Below are 21408 nucleotides of genomic sequence, written 5' to 3' on the forward strand. Positions count from 1 at the left end.
TGGGTGTGCCGGTGCGCGTCCGGGACGAGGTGTTCGGCAACCTCTACATGACCGAGAAGGTCGACGGCGCGGACTTCACCGCCGATGACGAGGTGGTCCTCTCGGCGCTCGCGGCGGCGGCCGGTGTGGCGATCGAGAACGCGCGCCTGTTCGAGCGGTCCCGGATGCGGGAGCGGTGGCTGGAGGCAACGGCCGAGGTCAACAGCGTGCTCCTGGGCGGCGCGTCGGGGGAGGCCGCGCTGTCGTTGATCACCCAGCGCACCCGGGAGCTGTCCTCGGCGGCGCTGTCGGTGCTGCTGCTGGGGGACGACGTCCGGCTGCGCATCGCCGCCGGCACCGGCGTCCACGTCGAGGACCTGATGGGTGCCGACATCCCGCGGGAGGAGTCGCTGGTCGGGGAGGTGCTCTCCACGGCCGTGCCGATCCTGATCGAGGACCTCGAAGGGCAGCTCTGGGGCCGCGCGGTGAACCTCGGGCCCGCGGTCGCGGTGCCGCTGCGGACCGGGTCGTCGGTGACCGGCGTGCTGCTGGTGGCGCGGGAGAAGGGCGGCGCGCAGTTCGGCCCGGACCAGGTGCCGCTGCTGGCGTCCTTCGCCGACCAGGCCGCGGTGGCGCTGGAGTTCGCCGAGAACCAGCGCGCCCGCCGCCTGGTGGACGTGCTGGAGGACCGCGACCGCATCGCCCGCGACCTGCACGACCACGTCATCCAACGGCTGTTCGCCACCGGCATGAGCCTCCAGGGCGCGCTGGGCTCCATCCAGCAACCGCGGGTGCGGGAACGGGTGGAGAAGGCCGTCAAGCAGCTGGACGAGACCGTGCTGGAGATCCGCACCTCGATCTTCGACCTCCAGACCTCCGACGACGCGCCCGGCCTGCGCCGCCGCCTGCTCGACCTGGTCTCCGAGCTGACCGAGCCCACCCCGCTGACCCCGACCGTGCGGATGACCGGCACCGTGGACAACTCGGTGCCCGACGACATGGCCGACGACGTCGAGGCCGTCGTGCGGGAAGCTGTGACCAACGTCATCCGCCACGCCCGCGCCGCCACGCTCGTCCTCACCGTCGAGGCGGGCGACCACCTGGTGGTCACCGTGGTGGACGACGGTGTCGGCATCCCCGACCTGGTCGCGCGCAGCGGCCTGCGCAACCTGGAGCGGCGCGCCGCGCAGTGGGGCGGCACCTGCACGGCCGCCGCCGGCCCGAGCGGCGGCACCCGCGTCGCCTGGCAGGTGCCGCTGCCCTGAGCCCCGGACCACAGGCCCGCGGCAGCCGCTCACGAGGCCTTCTGCGCGCCCGGCCGGGCGCCGTTCGACCGCCGCCACGTGAACAGGGCGATCACCGGCAGGGTGAACAGCAGGGGCCCGAGGACGGCGAGCGGCCGGCCCAGCCACCACACGAGGTCGGGCGCCCGGTCGTCGGCGATGCGGCCGTCGAACACCGCGTAGCCGGCCGCGCGGGCCAGCGCCATCCCGGTGGTGTGGAACAGGAACAGCGGCAGCGCGAACCGGGTGACCAGGTCGCTGGCCCACCGCACCCGGCGGCGGAGCAGGAGCCGCTCGACGGAGGGCCGGGTGACCTCGGCCAGCCCGACCTGGAACACCAGCAGCGCCACCAGCACGAACGTCGGCGGGCCCACGTTGGACATCCGGTCGCCGGGCACCCCGACCATCGAGCCGGGGTAGAGGCCGGAGAACACCAGGCCCGCCAGGCCGAACAGCCCGGCGGTCAGCAGCGCCCACGCGAGCCGCGCCGGCGCGAGCACCAGCCGGCGGTGGAAGAAGCCCAGCTGGTGGGCCAGCCCCCACACCGCGGCCATGTTGACCCAGCCCAGCCAGGCCAGGCCGTAGCGGAACCGCAGCACGTCCACGACCAGCGCGACCCCGCCCAGCCACACCAGGACCAGCACGTCGAACCGGCGGTGCAGCCACGTCGTCACCGGCACCAGCGCGATCAGCACCGCGTACACGCCGACGAACCACAGCGGGCTGACCACCAGCAGCACGACCCCGCCGATCCACCGCAGGTCGAACCACCACCCGACGGCCAGCCCCAGCGCGGTCCACGTGCCCACCAGCGCCAACGCGGGCACCAGCAAGGGCCGCACGTGCTCCCACACGTACCGCCGCACCGGCGCCGACCGCCGCTCCCAGGACGACAGGTGCACCGCGCCGCCGACGTAGAAGAACAGCGGCAGCACCTGGAGCAGCCACGTGAGGATCCACAGGCCGGACAGGAAACCGAGCGGGCTGGTCGGCGTGGGACCGTCCGGCTGCCAGCGCAGGATGGTGAACGCCCAGTGCCACAGCACGACCACCACCAGGCTCATCGCGCGCAGCCAGTCCAGGTACCCGTCGCGTGGGCGCACACTGGAGGCATGCCCGTCAGACGTGTCGCCGCCCTGATCGCCGCCGTGTCCCTGCTGGCCCTGGCCACCACGCTGGTCAACCGGGTCCTGCCCGGCTGGGCCTACCCGCTGTCCGGCGTGGTGGTCGTCGCCTGCCTGCTCGGGGTGGCCCGCTGGTCCGGGCTGCGCGCCCCCGACCTGGGGCTGGACCGCCGCCACCTCGGCCGGGCGGCCCTGGTCGGCCTGGTCGGCCTGGCGCTGGTCGGCGTCGCGTTCGCGGTGGCGCTCGCCGTCCCCGCGCTGCGCGAGGCGTTCAACGACGGGCGGATGGACGCCACCGGTGTCGGCGCGCTGCTGTGGGTGGCGCTGGTGCGCATCCCGCTGGGGACGGTGCTGCTGGAGGAGATCGCCTTCCGGGGCGTCCTGCCCGCCCTGTTCGGCGCGGGGGAGGACTGGCGCTGGCTGCCCGTGCTCGCCGCGTCGGCGCTGTTCGGCCTGTGGCACGTCCTGCCGTCGCTGGCGCTGAGCCAGAACGCCGCCGTCGCCGGCGTGTTCGGCGGGGTCCCGGTGTGGGTCACCTCCGCTGTCGCGGTGGTGGCCTCCGCCGTCGCCGGTGTCGTCCTGCACTGGTGGCGGCACGCGGGGCGGGGCGTCCTCGCGCCCGCGCTGGTCCACACGGCGACCAACTCCGGAGGCCTGGCCGTGTCCTGGTGGGTGCTGACCGCCGGGTGAGCCCCCGGCGCCCACCGGCGTCGGCCGACTCGCGGCACCGCCGGCCCGGCCGCGGCCATCGCCGACCGCGGCCGGCCGACCGTCCGGACCACCGGGACCCGCACCACGATCCACCGTCGTCATGGGACCACGGTCGGCGACGCCGGTTCCCCGGGCCACGGTCCGAGGTCCCGTGCGCACGGGGTCCAGCGACCCCCGCCGGTCGCGGTCAACCGGCGGCCCGTGACCGGGTGATCGTCGTGCCCGCCTCGCCGGCCACGACCGCGCCCGCGTCGGTCAACGCGCCGATCGCCGCCGGGAACCCGGTCGCCGCGACGAACCGGCGGCACGCCTCCACCTTCGGCCCCATCGACCCGGCGGGGAAGCGCAGGTCCCGGAGTTCGTCGACGTCGAGGTGGCGCAGCGGCCGGGCGTCGGGGGTGCCGAAGTCGCGCATCACGTGCGGCACGTCGGTGAGCAGCACGAGCCGGTCGGCCGCCAGCCCGATGGCCAGCGCCGCCGCCGTCAGGTCCTTGTCGACCACGGCCTCCGCGCCGCGCAGCCGCCCGTCGCCGCCGCGCGCGACCGGCACCCCGCCGCCCCCGCCGCACACCACGACGACCCCCTCGGCCACCAGCCGCGCGATCGGCTCCTGCTCGGTCAGGCGCAGCGGCTCGGGGGAGGCCACGACGCGACGCCAGTGCGGGCCGTCGGCCGCGACCGCCCAACCGTGCCGGAGCGCGAGGTCCTCGGCCCGCGCCCGGTCGTAGACGGGCCCGATGAACTTGGTGGGCGCGCCGAACGCCGGGTCCCCGGGATCGACCTCGGTCTGGGTCAGGACGCACAGCACCGGCCGGCGCACGCCCTCGTTGCGCAGGGCCTGCGCCAGCCAGTAGCCGATCATGCCCTGGGTCTGGGCGCCCAGCACGTCCAGCGGGTACGGGTGGGTCAGCGACTCGTCGCGCTGGCTCTCCAGCGCGAGCAGCCCGATCTGGGGACCGTTGCCGTGGCAGACCACCAGCTCGTGGTGCTCGGCGAGCGGCGCGAGGGCCCGCGCCGCCGCCTCGACGTGGTGGAGCTGCACCTCGGCGTCGGGCCGCTCGCCGCGCGCCAGCAGGGCGTTGCCGCCCAGGGCGACCACGATGCGCATGTCAGGACGCCAGCGCGGCGACCAGCACCGCTTTGATGGTGTGCAGCCGGTTCTCGGCCTGGTCGAACACGATCGAGCGGTCGGAGGTGAACACCGCGTCGGTGACCTCCGCGCCGTCGAGCCCGAAGCCCTCGTGCACCTGCCGGCCGACGGTGGTGCTCCGGTCGTGCACGGCGGGCAGGCAGTGCAGGAACTTCGCGGCGGGGTTGCCGGTGGCCGCCATCAACCGCTCGGTGACCCGGTAGGGCAGCAGCAGCGGCACGCGGGTGTTCCACTCCTGCGGCGAGTCGCCCATGCTCACCCACACGTCGGTGTAGACGAAGTCGACGCCGGCCACACCCCGCTCGGGGTCGTCGGTGACCAGCACGCGCGCCCCGCTGGTCTCGGCCAGCCCGCGCGCGGCGGCCACGACGTCGTCGGGCGGCCACAGCTCGCGGGGCGCGGCGATGCGCACGTCCATGCCCAGCAGCGCCCCGGTGACCAGCAGGGAGCGGGCGACGTTGTTGTGGCCGTCGCCGACGAAGCAGAAGGAGATCTCCTCCACCGGGCCCGGGTGGTGCTCGGTCATGGTGAGGACGTCGGCGAGCGCCTGGGTGGGGTGCCAGGAGTCGGTCAGCCCGTTCCACACCGGCACCCCGGCGTGGTCGGCGAGCAGCTCGACGGTGTCCTGGGCGAAGCCGCGGAACTCGATGCCGTCGAACATCCGGCCGAGCACCTTCGCGGTGTCCGGGACGGACTCGTCGCGGCCCATGTGCGAGCCGGTCGGGTCGAGGTAGGTGACGTGGGCGCCCTGGTCGTGCGCGGCGACCTCGAACGCGCACCGGGTGCGGGTCGAGCTCTTCTCGAAGACCAGGGCGATGTTCTTGCCGCTCAGCGCGGGGATCTCGACGCCGTCGGCCTTCGCGCGCTTGAGCTTGGCGGCGGCGTCCACCAGGGCGAGGAAGGCGGCCTTGTCGAGGTCCAGTTCCTTGAGCAGTGATCCGGGGTGGCGCATGGGATGTCGTTTCCTCTCAGATGCCGTCGCGCTGGACGGGGCAGGTCATGCACCGGGCGCCGCCCCGGCCGCGGCCGAGTTCGCTGCCCGGGATGGCGACGACCTCGATGCCGTGGTCGCGCAGCATGGTGTTGGTGACGGTGTTGCGCTCGTAGCCGACGACGACGCCGGGTGCGAGGGCCAGGAAGTTGTTCGCGTCGTCCCACTGCTCGCGCTCGGCGGCGCGGGCGTCCTCGTCGGCGCACAGCACCCGCGGGCGGTCCGCGCCCCACGCGTCGGCCACCGCCGCGAACAGGCCCTGGCGCTGTTGCACGCGCATCCCGGCCGCGCCGCGCTCCACGACCTCCAACGGGTCCGCGGCGGTGATCACCCAGGTGGGCAGCGCGTCCGGGTCCAGGCCGGGGTAGCGGACGAACGTGTCGACGTCGAGCATCGTCAGGACGGTGTCCAGGTGCATCAACGCGTGCGACTTCGGCAGTTCGACGGCGATCACGGTGGTGGCCCGGCCGGTGCGCAGCAGTTGCGCGGCGAGCACTTCCACACCCATGGGCGTGGTGCGCTCACCCATGCCGATGAGCACCACGCCGCGGCCGAGCACCAGGATGTCGCCGCCCTCCACGGTGGCGGGGTGGTGCTCCCGGTCGTCGTCGCCGCAGTAGACGGGGAAGTCGGCCGCGGCGAACAGCGGGTGGAAGCGGTAGACGGCCCGGCAGTGCAGCGATTCCCGCCGCCGGGCCGGCTTGGCCATCGGGTTGATCGTCACGCCACCGCCGATCCAGGCGGAGCTGTCCCGCGGGAACAGCGTGTTGGGCAGCGGCGGGAGCACGAAGTCGTCCAAGCCCAGCGTGCTCCAGCGCAGGCTGCGCACGTCCAGCGGCGACAGGTCCGCGCGGGTCATCCCGCCGACGAGCAACTCGGCCAGCACCGGGGCGTCCACCTTCTCGGCGAACTCGCGCACCGGCTCCACCAGGGTCGGGCCGAGCTGTTCGGGCGTGCACACGCGGTCCAGCACGAACGCCCGGGCCTCGGGCAGGGCGAGCGTCTCGGCGAGCAGGTCGGCGAAGTGGTGGACGACGACGCCCCGGCCGCGCAGCACGGCGGTGAAGAAGTCGTGCTCCGCGCGCGCCTTCTCCGCCCACAGCACGTCGTCGAACAGCAGGTCGTCGCAGTTGGCCGGGGTCAGGCGGTCCAGCTCCAGGCCGGGCCGGTGCACCACGACCCGGCGCAGGGCCCCGACCTCGGAGTGGACGCCGTGCGCGGCGCTCACCGCTGCCCCGCCGCGGTCGGGTGCTCGCCGTACTCGTGGCGGCCGGCCTTGAGCCAGACGTAGACCGGGACGCCCAGCAGCAGGCAGACCACGCCGTAGTAGACGGCCTGGTAGCCGCTGCCCGCCAGCGCCCAGAACGAGAAGACCAGCGCCAGCGCCGAGATCCCGCAGTCGCGCACCAGGTGCGCGCGGTGCGCCGCCCGGCCGCGCACCACCAGCCAGTACAGCTGGGCCGCCGCGCTGAACAGGTAGGGCACCACGGCGGTGAAGACCGACAGCAGCACCAGCGTGGTGAAGACCTGCTCGAAGTTGGTGTAGCTGACCACGACGAGCACCGAGGCGAGCACGGTCGAGCTGACGATGCCGAAGTGCGGGACGCCGCCGCGGGTGCGGGCGAAGCGGGCGGGGAACAGGCGGTCGCGGGCCGCCGCCATCGGCATCTCGCCCACGACGAGCGTCCAGCCGACGAGCGCGCCCAACCCGGACACGACCGCCGCGACCGCCACGGCCTGACCGGCCCACTGGCCGCCGAAGATGGCGTTGGCGGAGTCGGTGAACGGCGCGGTGGAGTCGCGCAGCGCCGCGTTGGGCACGGTGCCGAACACGGTCAGCGTGCCCAGCACGTAGACCACCGCGCAGCCCAGGGTGCCCAGCACGGTCGCGCGGCCGACGTTGCGGCCCGGTTCGCGCACCCGGCCGGCGGCCACGGACGCGGTCTCGATGCCGATGTAGCTGAACAACGCGATCGCCGCGGCGGCGGAGACGGCGGCGCCGGCGGACGTGCCGCTGCTGTTGAACGCGCCGAAGTTGTCCGCCTTGACGAACAGCAGCCCGACGGTGGCCATGAACAGCAGCGGCACGAACTTGAGCACCGTGGACACGACCTGGGTCACCGCGAAGTTGCGCAGCCCGGACAGGTTGACCAGCGCCGGGATCCACAGGCCCGCCAGGGCGATCACGATCGACCAGCCCACCCGGTGGTCGGTGTTGACGAACACCTCGACGTAACCGACCAGCGCCACGACGATCGCCGCGTTGCCCGCCCAGGCGGTGATCCAGTAGCACCAGGCGTTGAGGAAGCCCGCGAAGTCGCCGAAAGCGTCCCGGGCGTACACGTACGGCCCGCCGGAACCGCGCAGGCGGTTGGACAGCGCGCCGAAGGTCATGGCCAGCGCCAGCGCCCCGATCGTCACCAGGACGAAGGCCACCAGGCTGATCGGGCCGAACGCGGCCAACGCGCTCGGCAGGCCGAACACGCCGGTGCCGATGACCGACCCGATGACCAGCGCGGTGGCGGTCGGCAACCCGAACCCGCCCCCGCGCCGCCCGGGCGGGTCGCCGCCCGTTGTCGTCCCCACTTCGGGGGCCGTCGTGTCTGCGCTCACGAGATGTCCTCGCTTCCCTGTCCGGACCGCCCGGTGCGATCACCCCCGACAGCCTGGCCAGGACGGGCGACGACCCCACACCGCCGCAGGACCCGTCACGACCGGGCCCTTGGTCACCGATCACCCGGGCGGCCGACGGGTCAGGCGGGAGAACCACCGCGCCGCCTGCGCCCGCGGCGCGCGGCGTTGCCACTGGTGAACGTGTGCAGCACGGCTATGCCGAGCACGAAGCCGAAGTTGTACCAATTACCGTTGTTGTGCACTTCGTAGATGTTGACGTTGTGGTTGAACAGGGAAACGATGAACGTGATCGGGTGGATGAGCCCGTGCCAGACACCGGGCCAGAAACCCGCCGGCGGCACACCGTCCACAGTGGACACGTCGTTCGGTCCGGCCGCGCAACCCGCCGTCACCACCGCCACCACCAGGAGAGCGCCGAGCAGGCGCCGGGAATTCGTCGTCATGCCGCCACGGTTGCGCGGCGGGCCGGCCCGGGCCAAGGGACCTCCGGACGGACCGCGCGGGGCCTTCGGTCACCTGTTCTGCGCGCCACGCGGGTCGGGCCGCGCACAGGCCACCGCGCGCCACCCCGCGACCCGTTGCGGCGCACCGACTTGAGCCGTGCCGATACCCCAGCGCGCGGAGTCGAGGCGTGCCGCTACCCAACGCACGGCGTGGGGCCTACACTGCTCGCGCTGGGACCTCCCCCCTTCCCAGCGGTCGAGCGGTTCCCGATTTCCTCCCCCCGAAGCCGGGAACCGCTCGAAACCCCTCCCACGACCGGAAATCAGCCCGGCGTCGTGGCGAGGGTGAAGTAAGCCTCTTCCTCCTGGGCGAAGTGCAGGGTCAGGATCGCGTCCAACCCGTACAGGGTCGCCAGGAGGTCGCCGGTCCGGTCGAGCCGGCCGATGTCGGGCGACGTGGCCAGGTGACGGCCCAGCCGGCGCACCAGCCGTTCGATCTCGGCGTGCCCGCGGCTCATCGTCAGCGTCGCCTCCGCGCCGCCCAGGACCTCGGTCAACGCGGGGTAGAGGGTGGTCTCCTCGGCGCGCTCGTGGGGCAGCAGCCGTTCGGTGAGCAAGCGGTGGGTGCGGCGCACGAGCGCGTCGGCGTCCGGATCGCCCCCGCGGGCGACGGCGTCGGCCGCCTGCCGGACCATCGCCCGCACCTGGAGCAGTTCCTCGTGCTCGTGGGCGAAGCGGTGCAGCAGCCGGTCGGCTTCGGCGTGCGGTCGGCGGGTCCGGCCGCCCAGGGCGCGCAGCGCGTTGGCGATCACCGCCAGGTCGATGGCCTCCTGCACCAGCGCGCCGGCGACCGGGACCAGGAAGCCGCCGGCGGCGGCGAGCATCGCCAGCAGCGACAGGACGGTGCCCAGGCCGGCGCTTTGCAGGGCGACGCGCCGGGCGCGGCGCGCGGTGTCGACGGCGTCGGCGAGGCGGTCGATCCGGTCGTCCAGGATCACCGCGTCGGCGGCCTGCGCCGCGGCGGTGGAGCCGCGCGAGCCCAGGGCGACGCCGACGTCGGCGGCGGCCAGCGCGGGAGCGTCGTTGATGCCGTCGCCGACCATCGCGGTGGTCCCGCCGGAGCGGGCCGCGCGCACGAGCGCGATCTTGTCGGCCGGGGTGGCGTTCGCGTGGACCTCGTCGATGCCCAGCATCCCGGCGACCTCCACCGCGTTGTCGACCCGGTCGCCGGTGAGCAGCACGACGCGCCGCACCCCCGCGGCCCGCAGCCTGCGCATGGTCCGCGCGGCGTCGGTCCGGATCCGGTCCCGCACCAGCAGCGCGGCCACCGGCTCGTCGTCCCGGCTGACCCAGATGACGCCGGCCAGGTCCAGGTGCGCCCGGCGGGCGGCGTCGCGCGCCCAGTCCGGTTGGGGCGCGGCGGAGGGCAGCCGTCCCACGTGGACGGTCCGGCCGTCGACGTCGCCGCGGGCGCCCCGGCCGGGTTCCTCGGTGACGCCGTGCGCGTTCGCGGGCCGCACACCGGCCCGTTCGGCGGCGCGCACCACCGCCGAGGCCAGCACGTGGGGGGAGTACCGCTCGACGCCCGCCGCGAGCGCCAAGGCCTCCTCACGGGTCGTGCCCGGCGCGCACACCAGGTCCACGACCTCGGGCCTGCCCTCGGTGACCGTCCCGGTCTTGTCCATGACCAGGGTGCTGACCCGGCCGAGCAGTTCCAGGGCCGCGCCGCCCTTGACCACGACACCGGCGCGCGACGCGCGGGACATGCCCCCGGTGACCGCGATGGGCACCGCGAGCAGCAGCGGACACGGCGTCGCGGTGACCAGCACGGCCACCGCCCGCTCCGGGTCGCCGGTGAAGGCCCAGGCCAGCCCGGCGACCAGCAGGGCCGCGGGCAGGAACCACACCGCGATGCGGTCCGCCAGCCGCGCCACCGGCGCGCTGCTCGCCGCGGCCTGCCGGGCCAGCGCGACCACGCCCGCGTAGGTGCTGTCGCCGGCGGTGGCCGTGGCGGTCAGGTCGACCGCGGCGCCGGCGTTGACCACGCCGCTGCGCACCGGCTCCGGGGCGCGCCTGGTCACCGGGACGGCTTCCCCGGTCAACGCCGACTCGTCGAACGTCCCGTCGACCACCAGCGCGCCGTCGACCGGCACGACCTCGCCGGGCAGCACCACCACCCGGTCACCGGGCCGCACCAGCCCGACCGGCACGGTCTCGACGTCCTCGCCGCGCCGCAGGTGGGCCTGCCCGGGGGCCCGCTCCAGCAGCGCCGACAGGTCCCGCCCGGCGCGCCGCCGCGCGGCGGCCTCCAGCAGGCGGCCGGTGGCCACCATGACCGCGATGACCGCCCCGGCCAGGAACTCGCCGACCGCGAGCGTGCCGCCCAGGGCGAGCACCGCCAGCAGGTCCGCGCCGTACCGGCGAACCCGCAGGTCGGCGACCACCCACACGACCGTCGGCACCAGGGCGACCACGTCCGCCGCGGCCCACAGCACCGCCGCGGGCACCGGCCCGGCCACCCGCGCCACCCCGCCGGCGGCGACCAGCGCCGCGACCACCACGAGCAGGGCCGTTTCCCCGGACGGCAGCCGCCGTCGTCCACCAGTCGCACCCATGACCGAACCCTCGCCCGACCCGGGCACCGGGCGACAGAGCAGCACGGCTCGCCCGGCCGGGCCCTCCGACCCGGGACCGAGCATCCACTCCGCCGGTCGCGTCCACCCCGCTGGCCGCGTTCACCACGCCGGCCGCGCTCACCACGCCGGTCGCGTCCACCGCGCCGGTCGCGTCCGCCACACATCCCGCGTGGGCCGGAAGTCCCTGCCGCCCGCCTACCGACGTCCCTGTCCCCGGTGGCCGTTCCGCGCGCACGATCGGGCCAGCCTCCGCGCACCGGTGAAGGGAGCACTCCCATGACCACCGCCGACATCGTCGTGCTGGCGACCGCCGTGGCCGTCATCGCCGGGCTGGGCTGGTACTTCTTCGGTCCCCGCCGCGCCCGCCGCGCGGAGGTGGCCGACGGGGTGCAGCGCGTCGAGGTCACGGTGCGCGGCGGCTACCGGCCCGACGTCATCCGGGTGCGCCAGGGCGTCCCCGTGGAACTGGTGTTCCACCGCCGGGAAAGCGGCGACTGCACCTCGCACGTCGTGTTCCCCGACTTCGGCGTGAACGCCGCGCTGCCCGCCTCCACCCGGACCACCGTCCGGATCGACCCGGACCGCGCGGGCACGTTCGGGTTCTCCTGCGGCATGAACATGATCCACGGCAGCCTGGTGGTCGAGCCGGCCGACGAGACCGACGGCACCGCACCGGCCACCACGGCACCCCTGGGGACGACGGACTCGCGCACCGCCGCCGAGGAGGAAGCCGCCCAGGCCCGGGAGCGGCGCGCGGAGATCGGCGACCTGACCCGGCGGGTGCTGGTGGGCGCGGTCCTCACGCTGCCCGTGCTGGTCGCGATGATGGCGCACGAGCTGTTCGGCGCCGACTGGGTGCCCGGGGTGCTGCTCGACCACTGGGTGCAGCTCGCCCTGATCACCCCGGTGATGCTCTACACCGGGTGGCCCGTCCACCGCACCGGCTGGCTGACCCTCGCCCACCGCGACGCGGACATGAACAGCCTCATCACCCTCGGCACGGTCGCCGCCTACGGCTACAGCCTCGTCGTCACCCTCGCCCCGGGCCTGCTCCCGGAGGACGTCCGCGAGGTCTACTACGAAGCCGTCGGCGTGATCCTGACCCTGATCCTGCTCGGCCGCCTGCTGGAGGCCCGCGCCAAGGCGGGCACCGGCGAAGCCGTCCGCGCGCTGCTCGGCCTCCAGGCCCGCACCGCCCGCGTCGTCCGCGCCGGCGTCGAGACCGAGATCCCGGTCGAGCGGGTCGTCGTGGGCGACGAGGTCGTGATCCGCCCCGGCGAGAAGGTCCCCGTCGACGCCACCGTCCTGTCCGGACGGTCCGCCGTGGACGAGTCGATGGTCACCGGCGAGCCCATCCCGGTCACCAAGCACGCCGGCGACACCGTCATCGGCGCCACCATCAACACCACCGGCTCCCTGCGCGTCCGGGCCGCCAAGGTCGGCGCGGACACCGTGCTCGCCCAGATCATCCGCCTGGTCCGGCAGGCCCAGGCCTCCAAGGCCCCGATCCAGCGCCTGGCCGACGCGACGTCCGCCTACTTCGTCCCCGTGGTCATCGCGGTGGCCGTCGCCGCGTTCACCGCCTGGTACCTGGTCGGGCCGGCCCCCGCGCTCACCCTCGCGCTGGTCTCCGCCGTCGCGGTGCTGATCATCGCCTGCCCGTGCGCGCTCGGCCTGGCCACCCCGTTGTCGATCATGGTCGGCACCGGCGAGGGTGCCCGCGCGGGCATCCTGATCCGCTCCGCCGAAGCCCTGGAGACCGCGCACAAGCTCGACACGGTCGTGCTGGACAAGACCGGCACCATCACCGCCGGCCGGCCCGCCCTCACCGACGTCCGCGCCACCGCCGCGATCGCCGGGGACGACCTGCTCGCCCTCGTGGCCGCCGCCGAAGCCGACAGCGAGCACCCCCTCGCGTCGGCCATCGTCGCCGGGGCCCGCGACCGCGGCCTCACCCCGGCCGCCGCGTCCGGGTTCGACTCGGTCACCGGCGGCGGCGTGCGGGCCACCGTCGACGGGCACGCCGTGCTCGTCGGCACCCGCAGGCTGCTCGGCGACGCCGGCGTGGACACCGGCGCGCTCGACCCGATCGCCGCGGACCTGTCCACCGAGGGCAAGACCCCGGTCCTGGTCGCGGTGGACGGCCGGCCCGCCGGCGTGCTCGCTGTGGCCGACACCGTCAAGGCCGACTCCACCGCCGCGATCGCCGCGCTGCACCGGCTCGGCCTGGACGTCGTCATGATCACCGGCGACAACCCGCGCACCGCCGCCGCGATCGCCCGCCAGGTCGGCATCCGCCGCGTGCTCGCCGAAGTCCTGCCGGAGCACAAGGCCGACGAGATCCGCCGCCTGCAAGCGGAAGGCCGCCGGGTCGGCATGGTCGGCGACGGCATCAACGACGCCCCCGCGCTCGCCCGGGCCGACATCGGGCTGGCCATCGGCACCGGCACGGACGTCGCGATCGAGGCCGCCGACATCACCCTCATCTCCGGTTCGTTGGCGGGCGTGGTCACCGCGATCCGGCTGTCGCGGGCGACCATGCGCAACATCCGCCAGAACCTGTTCTTCGCCTTGGTCTACAACGCGGTCGGCGTCCCGGTCGCCGCCGGCGTGCTCTACCCGTTCCTGGGCCTGCGCCTGAGCCCGGTGCTCGCCGCCGCCGCGATGGCACTCAGCTCGCTGTCGGTGGTCGGCAACGCCAACCGCCTGCGCCGCCACCACCCCGCCACCCTCCCCGCGCCGCCCGCCACCACGCAGGTCGCCGCGGTCGAGCCGGCCGTGGAAGTCGACACCGGCCACACCGAACCGGTCGCCCCCGCCCGCTGACCACCCGCCCTCGATCCCCACGCCTTCCGCCTCGCCCGCCGCGCCGCACCCCGCCGCGCCGCGCCGCACCCCGCCGCGCCGCACCCCGCCGCGCCCGCACCCCGCCGCGCCCGCACCCCGCCGCCCCCGCCGCCCCGCGCCCCGCCGCCGCGCCTGCCGCATTCCCGACAACCAAGGACCTTCGCCGCTCGACGCCAGCCCTTTCGGTTCTGTCCCAACGCTTCCCAGCCGACCAGCCTGGAGGGGAGAGGGAGGAGAGGACGATGAGCACTCCTGTCGACAAGCGCCGGGCGTGGTGGATCGCGGGCGTCGTGGCGGTCGTGGCGGTCCTGGTCGCGGTGGTGGCCTTCGTGGTGAACCGCGGCCGGTCCACCGACTCCGGGACGTCGTCGCCGCCGGTCCCCACGACGACCACCGCGGACACGATGGAGGTCCGGGTGTTCTTCCACCGGGGCGAAGCGGACGACCCGGGCCGCGTCGTCGCCGTGCCGCGAACGGTGCCCCGTTCCGACATGGTCGCCACGGCGGCGCTGAAGCAGTTGCTCGGCGGCACGACGGCCGCGGAGGCCGAGCAGGGCTACTGGTCGCTGTTCGTGCCCGCCACGGCGGACAGCCTGCGCGCGGTCCGCGTCGAGAACGGGGTCGCGCACGCCGACTTCGCGAACTTCAGCCGCACGATCCCGAACGCGAGCACCAGCTTCGGCAGCGCCGCGCTGATGGCCGAACTCGACGCGACGCTCAAGCAGTTCCCGACCGTGCGGTCCACGATCTACTCGTTCGACGGTGACGTGGCCGCCTTCTACGAATGGCTCCAACTCACCCCGCCGACCGGGAACCCCGGCGACACCGCGCCCGCCGTCGCCGAGGCGCGCCGGTTCCTCAAGTCCGCGGTGGGCATGGCGGACCCCGCCGAAGGTCCGTTCCGGTGGGTCGGCGACGGCACCGCCGAGGTGACCTTCTTCGCCCGCTCGCCCAACACCGGTGAGCCCATGCCCACGATCACGACCGTGGTGTCGCTGCGCCGCGAGGGACGGTGGACGGTCACCGGCACCCGCACCGACCCCATCCGCGTCGACACCCCGACCGCCGGCCAGACCGTGCTCTCACCCCTGCGCGTCACGGGCACGGCCCACACCTTCGAGGGCAACGTGGCCGTCCGCGTGCTGGCCGACCAGGGCGGCGGCACCACGGAGGTCGGCACCGGCTTCGTCACCGGCGGCGGCGACGAGCAACGGCCGTTCAGCGGCGACATCACCTTCACCGCGCCCAACGGCGGCACCGGCTGGGTGGTCTTCGCCGAACATTCGGCGGCCGACGGGCGGATCCTGCACGCGACGACCGTCCGGGTGACCTTCCCGGCCACCTGACGGACCGGGCCGTCGGTCGGCGCTGGAACGGCGGTTCACCCACGATCGTGAACAGACGTCGGCAGGTCGTCGTGGAGATCGGGTTGGTGGAAACCCTCGCACAGTTGCGCGAGGAGTTGGCGGAGGCGACGGTAGCCCCGTCACCGGGCGGGCTCCCGCCCCCTGACCGGCGGGCCGCTGGTCCCCGTCTCGTCGTGTCCGATGGTCCCGTCGCATCGACTTCCTCCGCTCCTGCCGCCGTCACCGCGACCGGCGAACCCTCGAAGGTGGCGGAAGGAGATGAGTGACATGGACTACACCGCGAGGCACAGGGCGATGCTGAAGGCGATCTCGGAGGGCCGCGGCCGGTTGACCGGGGAGCGGCACCCCAGCCTCACCGTGGACGGCCTGTGGTGCGACTTCACCGCCACCGCCGACCTGCTCGGCGGTGGCCTGGTGCGCTCCGCGGCCGGCGCGGCGGTCCTCACCACCTCGGGCACGGACGTCCTGCGCGCCCTGTCGGCCGCCTGACCGGTCCGCCGCGGCGCGGGGCCCTGGCGCGGCGGGACCAAAGTCCCCGGCACGGCGGTCCTGGCGGTACTGCCGCAGCCGTCCGCCCGGCGGGCACGCTCGGCAGCAGGCAACCGCCGCGACCGCACGACAGGGAGGTCGGCTCGTGGAGTGGCAACCCGTTCGCAAGCCCGGCGCCGCCGGCGTCGTACCGAACCTGACCGACTACGCGGCCACCCGGGCCGGGTTCTCCTGGGCCACCGCCCGGCGGGCGCTCGACGGGCTGCCCGGCGGACGCGGCCTCAACATCGCCCACGAGGCCGTGGACCGGCACGCCGGCGCCGGCCGGGTCGCGCTGCGCTGCCGGGACCGCGCCGGCCGGGTCACCGAGCTGACCTACGACGACCTGATGCGCGCCACCAACAGGTTCGCCAACGTGCTGCGCGGGCTGGGCGTCGGCAAGGGGCACCGGGTGGCGACCCTGCTCGGGCGGGTGCCCGAGCTGTACGTGACGGCCCTGGGCACCCTGAAGAACACCAGCGTCTACGCGCCGCTGTTCTCGGCGTTCGGCCCCGAGCCGGTGCGGGAGCGGCTGCGGCTGGGCGACGTGCGCGTGCTGGTGACGACCCCGGAGCTGTACCGCCGGCGGGTCGCGGCCCTGCGCGCGTCCCTGCCCTCGCTGGACCACGTGCTGCTGGTCGGCGGCGACACCGACGTGCCCGACACCGTCGACCTCGCCTCGGCGATGGCGGCGGCGAGCGACGAGTTCACCATCCCGCCGACCGACCCCGAGGACATGGCGCTGCTGCACTTCACCAGCGGCACCACGGGGAAGCCCAAGGGCGCGGTGCACGTCCACGGGGCGGTGGTGGCGCACCACGTCACCGCGGCGTACGCGCTGGACCTGCACCCCGACGACGTCTACTGGTGCACCGCCGACCCCGGCTGGGTCACCGGCACCTCCTACGGCATCATCGCCCCGCTCACCCACGGCGTCACCGTCGTGGTCGACGCGTCGGACTTCGACGCGCACGGCTGGTACCGGGCGTTGAGCGACGAACGCGTGACGGTCTGGTACACCGCGCCCACGGCGCTGCGGATGCTCATGCGCGCGGGCGACGACCTGCCGGGCCGCTACGACCTGTCGAGCCTGCGGTTCGTCGCCAGCGTCGGGGAGCCGCTCAACCCGGAAGTGGTGGTGTGGGGCGAGAAAGCGCTCGGCCTGCCCGTCCACGACAACTGGTGGCAGACCGAGACCGGCGCCATCATGATCGCCAACTTCGCCGCCGCCGACATCCGGCCGGGGTCGATGGGCCGACCGCTGCCGGGCGTGCGCGTCGGCCTGCTGCGCCGCGCCGGGAACCAGGTCGCCCTGGTGGGCGGCCACGTCGTGGAGGTCACCGACCCCGACGAGGTCGGCGAGCTGGCGCTGCGGCCGGGCTGGCCGTCGATGTTCCGCGGCTACCTGCACGACGACTCCCGCTACCGCGCGACCTTCGTCGACGACTGGTACCTCAGCGGCGACCTCGCCCGCCGCGACGCCGACGGCTACTACTGGTTCGTCGGGCGCGCCGACGACGTGATCAAGTCCGCCGGCCACCTGGTCGGGCCGTTCGAGGTGGAGAGCGTGCTGATGGAGCACCCCGCCGTCGGGGAGGCGGGCGTGATCGGCAAGCCCGACCCGGTCGCGGGCGAGGTCGTGAAGGCGTTCGTGGCCCTGCGCGGCGGTTACGCGCCCACCGAGGACCTGAGGTCCGAGCTGGTCGCGTTCGGGCGGCGCCGGCTCGGGGCGGTGGCGCCCAAGGAGATCGCCTTCGAGCAGCACATGCCGCACACCCGCAGCGGCAAGGTGATGCGGCGCCTGCTCAAAGCGCGGGAACTGGGCCTGCCGGAGGGGGACACCTCGACCCTGGAGGGGACCCCGTGAGCGACGACCGCAAGCGCCACACCGACCTGCTGCGCGAGATGGTGCGCATCCGCCGGTTCGAGGAGCGGTGCGCGGAGCTCTACAGCGCGGGCGCGATCCGCGGCTTCCTGCACCTCTACGTGGGGGAGGAGGCCGTGGCCGCCGGGATCATCCCGGAGTTGCGGCCCGACGACGCCGTGGTGTCCACCTACCGGGAGCACGGCCACGCGCTGGCCCGCGGCCTGTCGATGGAGTCGGTGATGGCCGAGATGTTCGGCCGCGTCACCGGGTGCAGCCGGGGCCGGGGCGGCTCGATGCACCTGTTCGACGCGCAACGGCGGTTCTACGGCGGCAACGCCATCGTCGGCGGCGGCCTGCCCGTCGCGGTCGGGCTCGCGCTCGGGGACCTCATGCGGGAGCGCGACCGGGTCACCGCCTGCTTCTTCGGCGACGGGGCGGTGGCCGAGGGCGAGTTCCACGAGTCGGTCAACCTGGCCGCGCTGTGGCGGCTGCCGGTGCTGTTCTGCTGCGAGAACAACCAGTACGCGATGGGCACCGCGCTGGCGCGCGAGCACGCCCAGACCGACCTGGCGCTGCGGGCCGGCTCCTACGGCCTGCTGTCGTGGGCGGTCGACGGGATGGACGTGCTCGCGGTGCGCGACGCGGCCCGACGCGCGCTGGAGTACGTGCGGGGCGGCAACGGGCCGTGCTTCCTGGAGTTGCGCACCTACCGGTTCCGCGCGCACTCCATGTACGACGCGGACCGCTACCGCGACAAGGCCGAGGTCGAGGCGTGGAAGCGGCGCGACCCGATCGACCTGCTGCTCGCCGCCCACCCCGACCTCGACCTCGCCGCCGTGGAGCGCGAGGTCGCCGCGGAGATCGACCACGCGGTGGCGGCGGCCGACGCCGCGCCGCCCGAACCCGTGGCGGACCTGACCCGGTTCGTCGTCTCGGAGCGACCATGAAGACCACCTACCGCGAAGCCCTGCGCGAGGCGCTCAGGGACGCGCTGCGCACCGACGACCGGGTGTTCCTGATGGGGGAGGACGTCGGCCGCTACGGCGGCACCTTCGCGGTGAGCGCGGGGCTGCTGGAGGAGTTCGGACCCGACCGCGTCCGCGACACCCCGCTGTCGGAGTCGGCGTTCGTGGGCGCGGGGATCGGTGCGGCCCTGGCGGGGATGCGGCCGATCGTGGAGATCATGACGGTCAACTTCAGCCTGCTCGCGCTGGACCAGATCCTCAACAACGCGGCGACTCTGCTGCACATGTCCGGCGGTCAGTTCGCCGTGCCGCTGGTGATCCGGATGACCACCGGCGCGGGCCGGCAGGTGGCCGCGCAGCACTCCCACAGCCTGGAGGGCTGGTACGCGCACATCCCCGGGCTGCGCGTCGTCGCGCCGGCGACGCTGGAGGACGCGCGCGGCATGCTCGCCACCGCACTGGCCGACCCCGACCCGGTCCTGCTCTTCGAGCACGGCGCCCTCTACGGCGCGTCCGGCGACCTGGACGGCGCCGGCCCGGTCGACCTGGACCGCGCGGTGGTCCGGCGGGCCGGTTCGGACGTCACGTTGGTGACCTACGGCGGCTGCCTGCCCAAGTGCCTGGAGGCCGCGGACGCGCTGGCGGCGCAGGGCGTGGCGGCGGAGGTCGTCGACCTGCGCAGCCTCCGGCCGCTGGACGAGGAGACCGTGCTGGCGTCGGTGCGCCGCACCCACCGGGCGGTCGTGGTGGACGAGGGCTGGCGCAGCGGCGGGTTCGCCGCCGAGGTGAGCGCCCGGATCGCCGAGCGGGCGTTCTACGACCTGGACGCGCCGGTCGAGCGGGTGTGCGCGGCGGAGGTGCCGATCCCGTACGCGAAGCACCTGGAGCAGGCCGCGCTGCCGCAACCGGCGACGATCGTGGCCGCCGCGACGAGGGCGGTGCGCGGTGGCTGAGTTCACCATGCCCTCGCTGGGGGCCGACATGGAGGAGGGCACGCTCCTGGAGTGGCTGGTCAAGCCCGGGGACCAGGTGCGCAAGGGCGATTCGATCGCGGTCGTGGACACGGCGAAGGCGGCGGTGGAGGTGGAGTGCTTCGCCGGCGGCACCGTGGACCGCATCCTGGTGCAGCCCGGCGAAACCGTCCCGGTCGGCACCCCGCTGGCCGTCATCGCCACCGAGCCGACGACCACGGGGCAGAGGACCGCCGCCGAGCCGAGTGCCGCCGCGCCGCAACCGCCGCCGCCCGCCCCGACACCCGCCCTGGCATCCGCGCAGAGCACCCCGCACCGACCCGGACCGGCCAAGCGCCCCATCACCGGCCCGTTGGTGCGCAAGCTCGCCGCCGAACTCGGGATCGACCTCGACACCGTCCACGGCACCGGCCGGGGCGGTGCGATCACCCGGGCGGACATCCAGCGCGCGACCCGCCCCCAGCCCGCCGGCGTATCAATGCGGCGACGCATCACCCCGTACGCGCGCAGGCTGGCCGCCGAACTGTCGGTCGACCCGGCGACCGCCGCGCCGGGGAAGGACGGCGTCGTCCACGCGGCCGACATCCGTGCCGCCGCCGCCGAGCGAGCCGCCGCCGAACCAGCCGCCGCCGAGCGAGCCGCCGCCGAACCAGCCGCCGCCGAGCGAGCCGCCGCCGACGGTGCTCCGGTCGAGCGTGCCGCCCCGAGCCGGGCCAAGCCGTCCGCTCGCCAAGCCACCGCCCGCCAAGCCAAGGCCCGCCAGGCCACGGCCCGGGAAGCCACCGCCCGCCTGATGGCCCGTTCGAAGCGCGAGATCCCGCACTACTACCTGAGCACCACCATCGACCTGACCCGCACGATGAGCCGGCTGCGGGAGGTCAACCGGGACCTGCCCGTCGAGCGGCACGTCCTGCCCGTCGCGGCGCTGTTGGAGGCGTGCGTCGTGGCGGCTACCCGGGTGCCCGCGCTCAACGGGTTCTGGGACGACGGCTTCCAGCCGGCGGCCCGGGTCCACCTCGGGGTGGCCGTCGCGCTGCGCGGCGGCGGCCTGGTGACGCCCGCGATCCTCGACGCGGCCGGGCTGTCCGTCGTCGACCTGATGGACCGCCTGCGGGACCTGGTCGCCAGGGCCCGCACCGGGCGCCTGCGCGGTTCGGAGCTGACCTCCGCGACGCTGACCGTCACCAACCTCGGCGACCGGGGCGTGGAGTCGGTCTTCGGCGTGATCCACCCGCCGCAGGTCGCCCTGGTGGGGCTGGGCAAGGTCGTGGAGCGCCCGTGGGCGGTCGACGGGCTGCTCGGCGTGCGGCCCGTGGTGACCGCGACCCTGTCCGCCGACCACCGCGCGACCGACGGCCACACCGGCGCGCTGTTCCTGGAAGCGCTCGACCACGCGCTGAACCGACCGGAGGAACCATGAACGACGACCGGGCCCGGGAGACCGTCCTGGCGGCGCTGCGGCGCATCGCCCCCGACGCCGAGGTGGAGGGCCTCGACGGGCACGCCGACCTGCGGGAGGCGTTCGACCTCGACTCGCTGGACTTCCAGGCGTTCACCGTCGAACTCGGCCGCGCCGCCGGCGTCCCCGTCGAGGACGACGACGCCCGCGACCTGACCACCCTCGACGCCTGCGCCGCTTTCCTCGCAGGACACCGCCGGAGCGCCGGCTGATTTTCGTGATTCGCCGGTCCGTGCTGTTTGACGACGCACTCACCGCACCAGTGCGGTGCTTTTCACAGAATGCGCCGCAATGCGTCGTCCGTTGCCGGCCGATCGACGTCGGATGAGCGGGTGGGGCAACCGGTCGGGCCGGCAAATCTGTTTATCGCGGCAGCGTGCCGCAGTGCGCGCCCGCAGCCGCGCCGGCCTTTTGTGATCACTGGGCCGACCGCGCACCGATCGGCCCAGTGCG

The 21408-nt window shown here is 74.6% G+C and carries 17 protein-coding genes; 10 read left to right on the plus strand and 7 right to left on the minus strand.

Features of this window, described 5'->3' with window-relative positions:
• Nucleotides 1-1244 (plus strand): GAF domain-containing sensor histidine kinase (locus ABD126_RS28675; RefSeq protein WP_343937087.1); only part of this gene is annotated, 1244 nt, incomplete at its 5' end.
• Between the two features lie 29 nt (nucleotides 1245-1273).
• Here the strand turns inward: ABD126_RS28675 and ABD126_RS28680 are convergent.
• On the minus strand, nucleotides 1274-2365 hold the full coding sequence (locus tag ABD126_RS28680) for an acyltransferase family protein (protein ID WP_343937088.1): 1092 nt from the start codon (nucleotides 2363-2365) through the stop codon (nucleotides 1274-1276).
• A gap of 9 nt (nucleotides 2366-2374) precedes the next feature.
• Here ABD126_RS28680 and ABD126_RS28685 point away from each other — a divergent pair, with 9 nt between their 5' ends.
• Complete coding sequence (locus tag ABD126_RS28685; protein WP_343937089.1) at nucleotides 2375-3076, plus strand: CPBP family intramembrane glutamic endopeptidase; 702 nt, start codon at nucleotides 2375-2377, stop codon at nucleotides 3074-3076.
• 208 nt (nucleotides 3077-3284) lie between these two features.
• On the opposite strand, the gene ABD126_RS28690 is transcribed toward ABD126_RS28685, so the two are convergent.
• The 6 genes from ABD126_RS28690 to ABD126_RS28715 form a co-directional block, all read right to left on the minus strand.
• Nucleotides 3285-4205, minus strand: coding sequence for a carbamate kinase (locus ABD126_RS28690; RefSeq protein ID WP_343937090.1), 921 nt, complete (start codon nucleotides 4203-4205; stop codon nucleotides 3285-3287).
• 1 nt (nucleotide 4206) lies between these two features.
• Nucleotides 4207-5199 carry an ornithine carbamoyltransferase gene (gene argF, locus ABD126_RS28695; protein WP_343937091.1) on the minus strand — a complete coding sequence of 331 codons (993 nt, stop codon included), beginning with the start codon at nucleotides 5197-5199 and terminating at the stop codon, nucleotides 4207-4209.
• A gap of 16 nt (nucleotides 5200-5215) precedes the next feature.
• Nucleotides 5216-6466: an arginine deiminase gene (locus ABD126_RS28700; protein WP_343937092.1), complete on the minus strand. Its 1251-nt coding sequence runs from the start codon at nucleotides 6464-6466 to the stop codon at nucleotides 5216-5218.
• Complete coding sequence (locus tag ABD126_RS28705) at nucleotides 6463-7851, minus strand: amino acid permease (protein WP_343937093.1); 1389 nt, start codon at nucleotides 7849-7851, stop codon at nucleotides 6463-6465. Before ABD126_RS28705 ends, ABD126_RS28700 begins: the two co-directional genes overlap by 4 nt.
• A 140-nt stretch (nucleotides 7852-7991) precedes the next feature.
• Complete coding sequence (locus tag ABD126_RS28710) at nucleotides 7992-8315, minus strand: hypothetical protein (protein WP_343937094.1); 324 nt, start codon at nucleotides 8313-8315, stop codon at nucleotides 7992-7994.
• A 323-nt stretch (nucleotides 8316-8638) separates the two neighbouring features.
• Nucleotides 8639-10930: a heavy metal translocating P-type ATPase gene (locus ABD126_RS28715; protein WP_343937095.1), complete on the minus strand. Its 2292-nt coding sequence runs from the start codon at nucleotides 10928-10930 to the stop codon at nucleotides 8639-8641.
• A 297-nt stretch (nucleotides 10931-11227) separates the two neighbouring features.
• Between ABD126_RS28715 and ABD126_RS28720 the strand changes: the two genes are divergently transcribed.
• The 8 genes from ABD126_RS28720 (at nucleotide 11228) to ABD126_RS28755 (ending at nucleotide 21167) form a co-directional block, all read left to right on the plus strand.
• Nucleotides 11228-13777, plus strand: a complete 2550-nt coding sequence (locus ABD126_RS28720; RefSeq protein WP_343937096.1) for a heavy metal translocating P-type ATPase — start codon at nucleotides 11228-11230, stop codon at nucleotides 13775-13777.
• Nucleotides 13778-14040: 263 nt separating this feature from the next.
• Nucleotides 14041-15144 (plus strand): Gmad2 immunoglobulin-like domain-containing protein, encoded by a 1104-nt coding sequence (locus ABD126_RS28725; RefSeq protein ID WP_343937097.1) that lies wholly within the window; start codon nucleotides 14041-14043, stop codon nucleotides 15142-15144.
• Between the two features lie 279 nt (nucleotides 15145-15423).
• Nucleotides 15424-15654 carry a hypothetical protein gene (locus ABD126_RS28730; RefSeq protein ID WP_343937098.1) on the plus strand — a complete coding sequence of 77 codons (231 nt, stop codon included), beginning with the start codon at nucleotides 15424-15426 and terminating at the stop codon, nucleotides 15652-15654.
• Between the two features lie 145 nt (nucleotides 15655-15799).
• A complete protein-coding gene (gene acsA, locus ABD126_RS28735) occupies nucleotides 15800-17560 on the plus strand; it encodes an acetate--CoA ligase (RefSeq protein WP_343937099.1) in 1761 nt (586 codons plus the stop codon).
• Between the two features lie 38 nt (nucleotides 17561-17598).
• A complete protein-coding gene (pdhA, locus tag ABD126_RS28740) occupies nucleotides 17599-18507 on the plus strand; it encodes a pyruvate dehydrogenase (acetyl-transferring) E1 component subunit alpha (RefSeq protein WP_425542898.1) in 909 nt (302 codons plus the stop codon).
• On the plus strand, nucleotides 18504-19478 hold the full coding sequence (locus ABD126_RS28745) for an alpha-ketoacid dehydrogenase subunit beta (protein WP_343937101.1): 975 nt from the start codon (nucleotides 18504-18506) through the stop codon (nucleotides 19476-19478). Before pdhA ends, ABD126_RS28745 begins: the two co-directional genes overlap by 4 nt.
• Nucleotides 19471-20916, plus strand: a complete 1446-nt coding sequence (locus ABD126_RS28750; protein ID WP_343937102.1) for a dihydrolipoamide acetyltransferase family protein — start codon at nucleotides 19471-19473, stop codon at nucleotides 20914-20916. The genes ABD126_RS28745 and ABD126_RS28750 overlap by 8 nt, the downstream gene beginning before the upstream one ends.
• Complete coding sequence (locus ABD126_RS28755) at nucleotides 20913-21167, plus strand: acyl carrier protein (protein ID WP_343937103.1); 255 nt, start codon at nucleotides 20913-20915, stop codon at nucleotides 21165-21167. Before ABD126_RS28750 ends, ABD126_RS28755 begins: the two co-directional genes overlap by 4 nt.
• Nucleotides 21168-21408 lie beyond the last annotated feature (241 nt).

This window comes from Saccharothrix mutabilis subsp. mutabilis (assembly GCF_039521145.1).
GTDB lineage: Bacteria > Actinomycetota > Actinomycetes > Mycobacteriales > Pseudonocardiaceae > Actinosynnema > Actinosynnema mutabilis.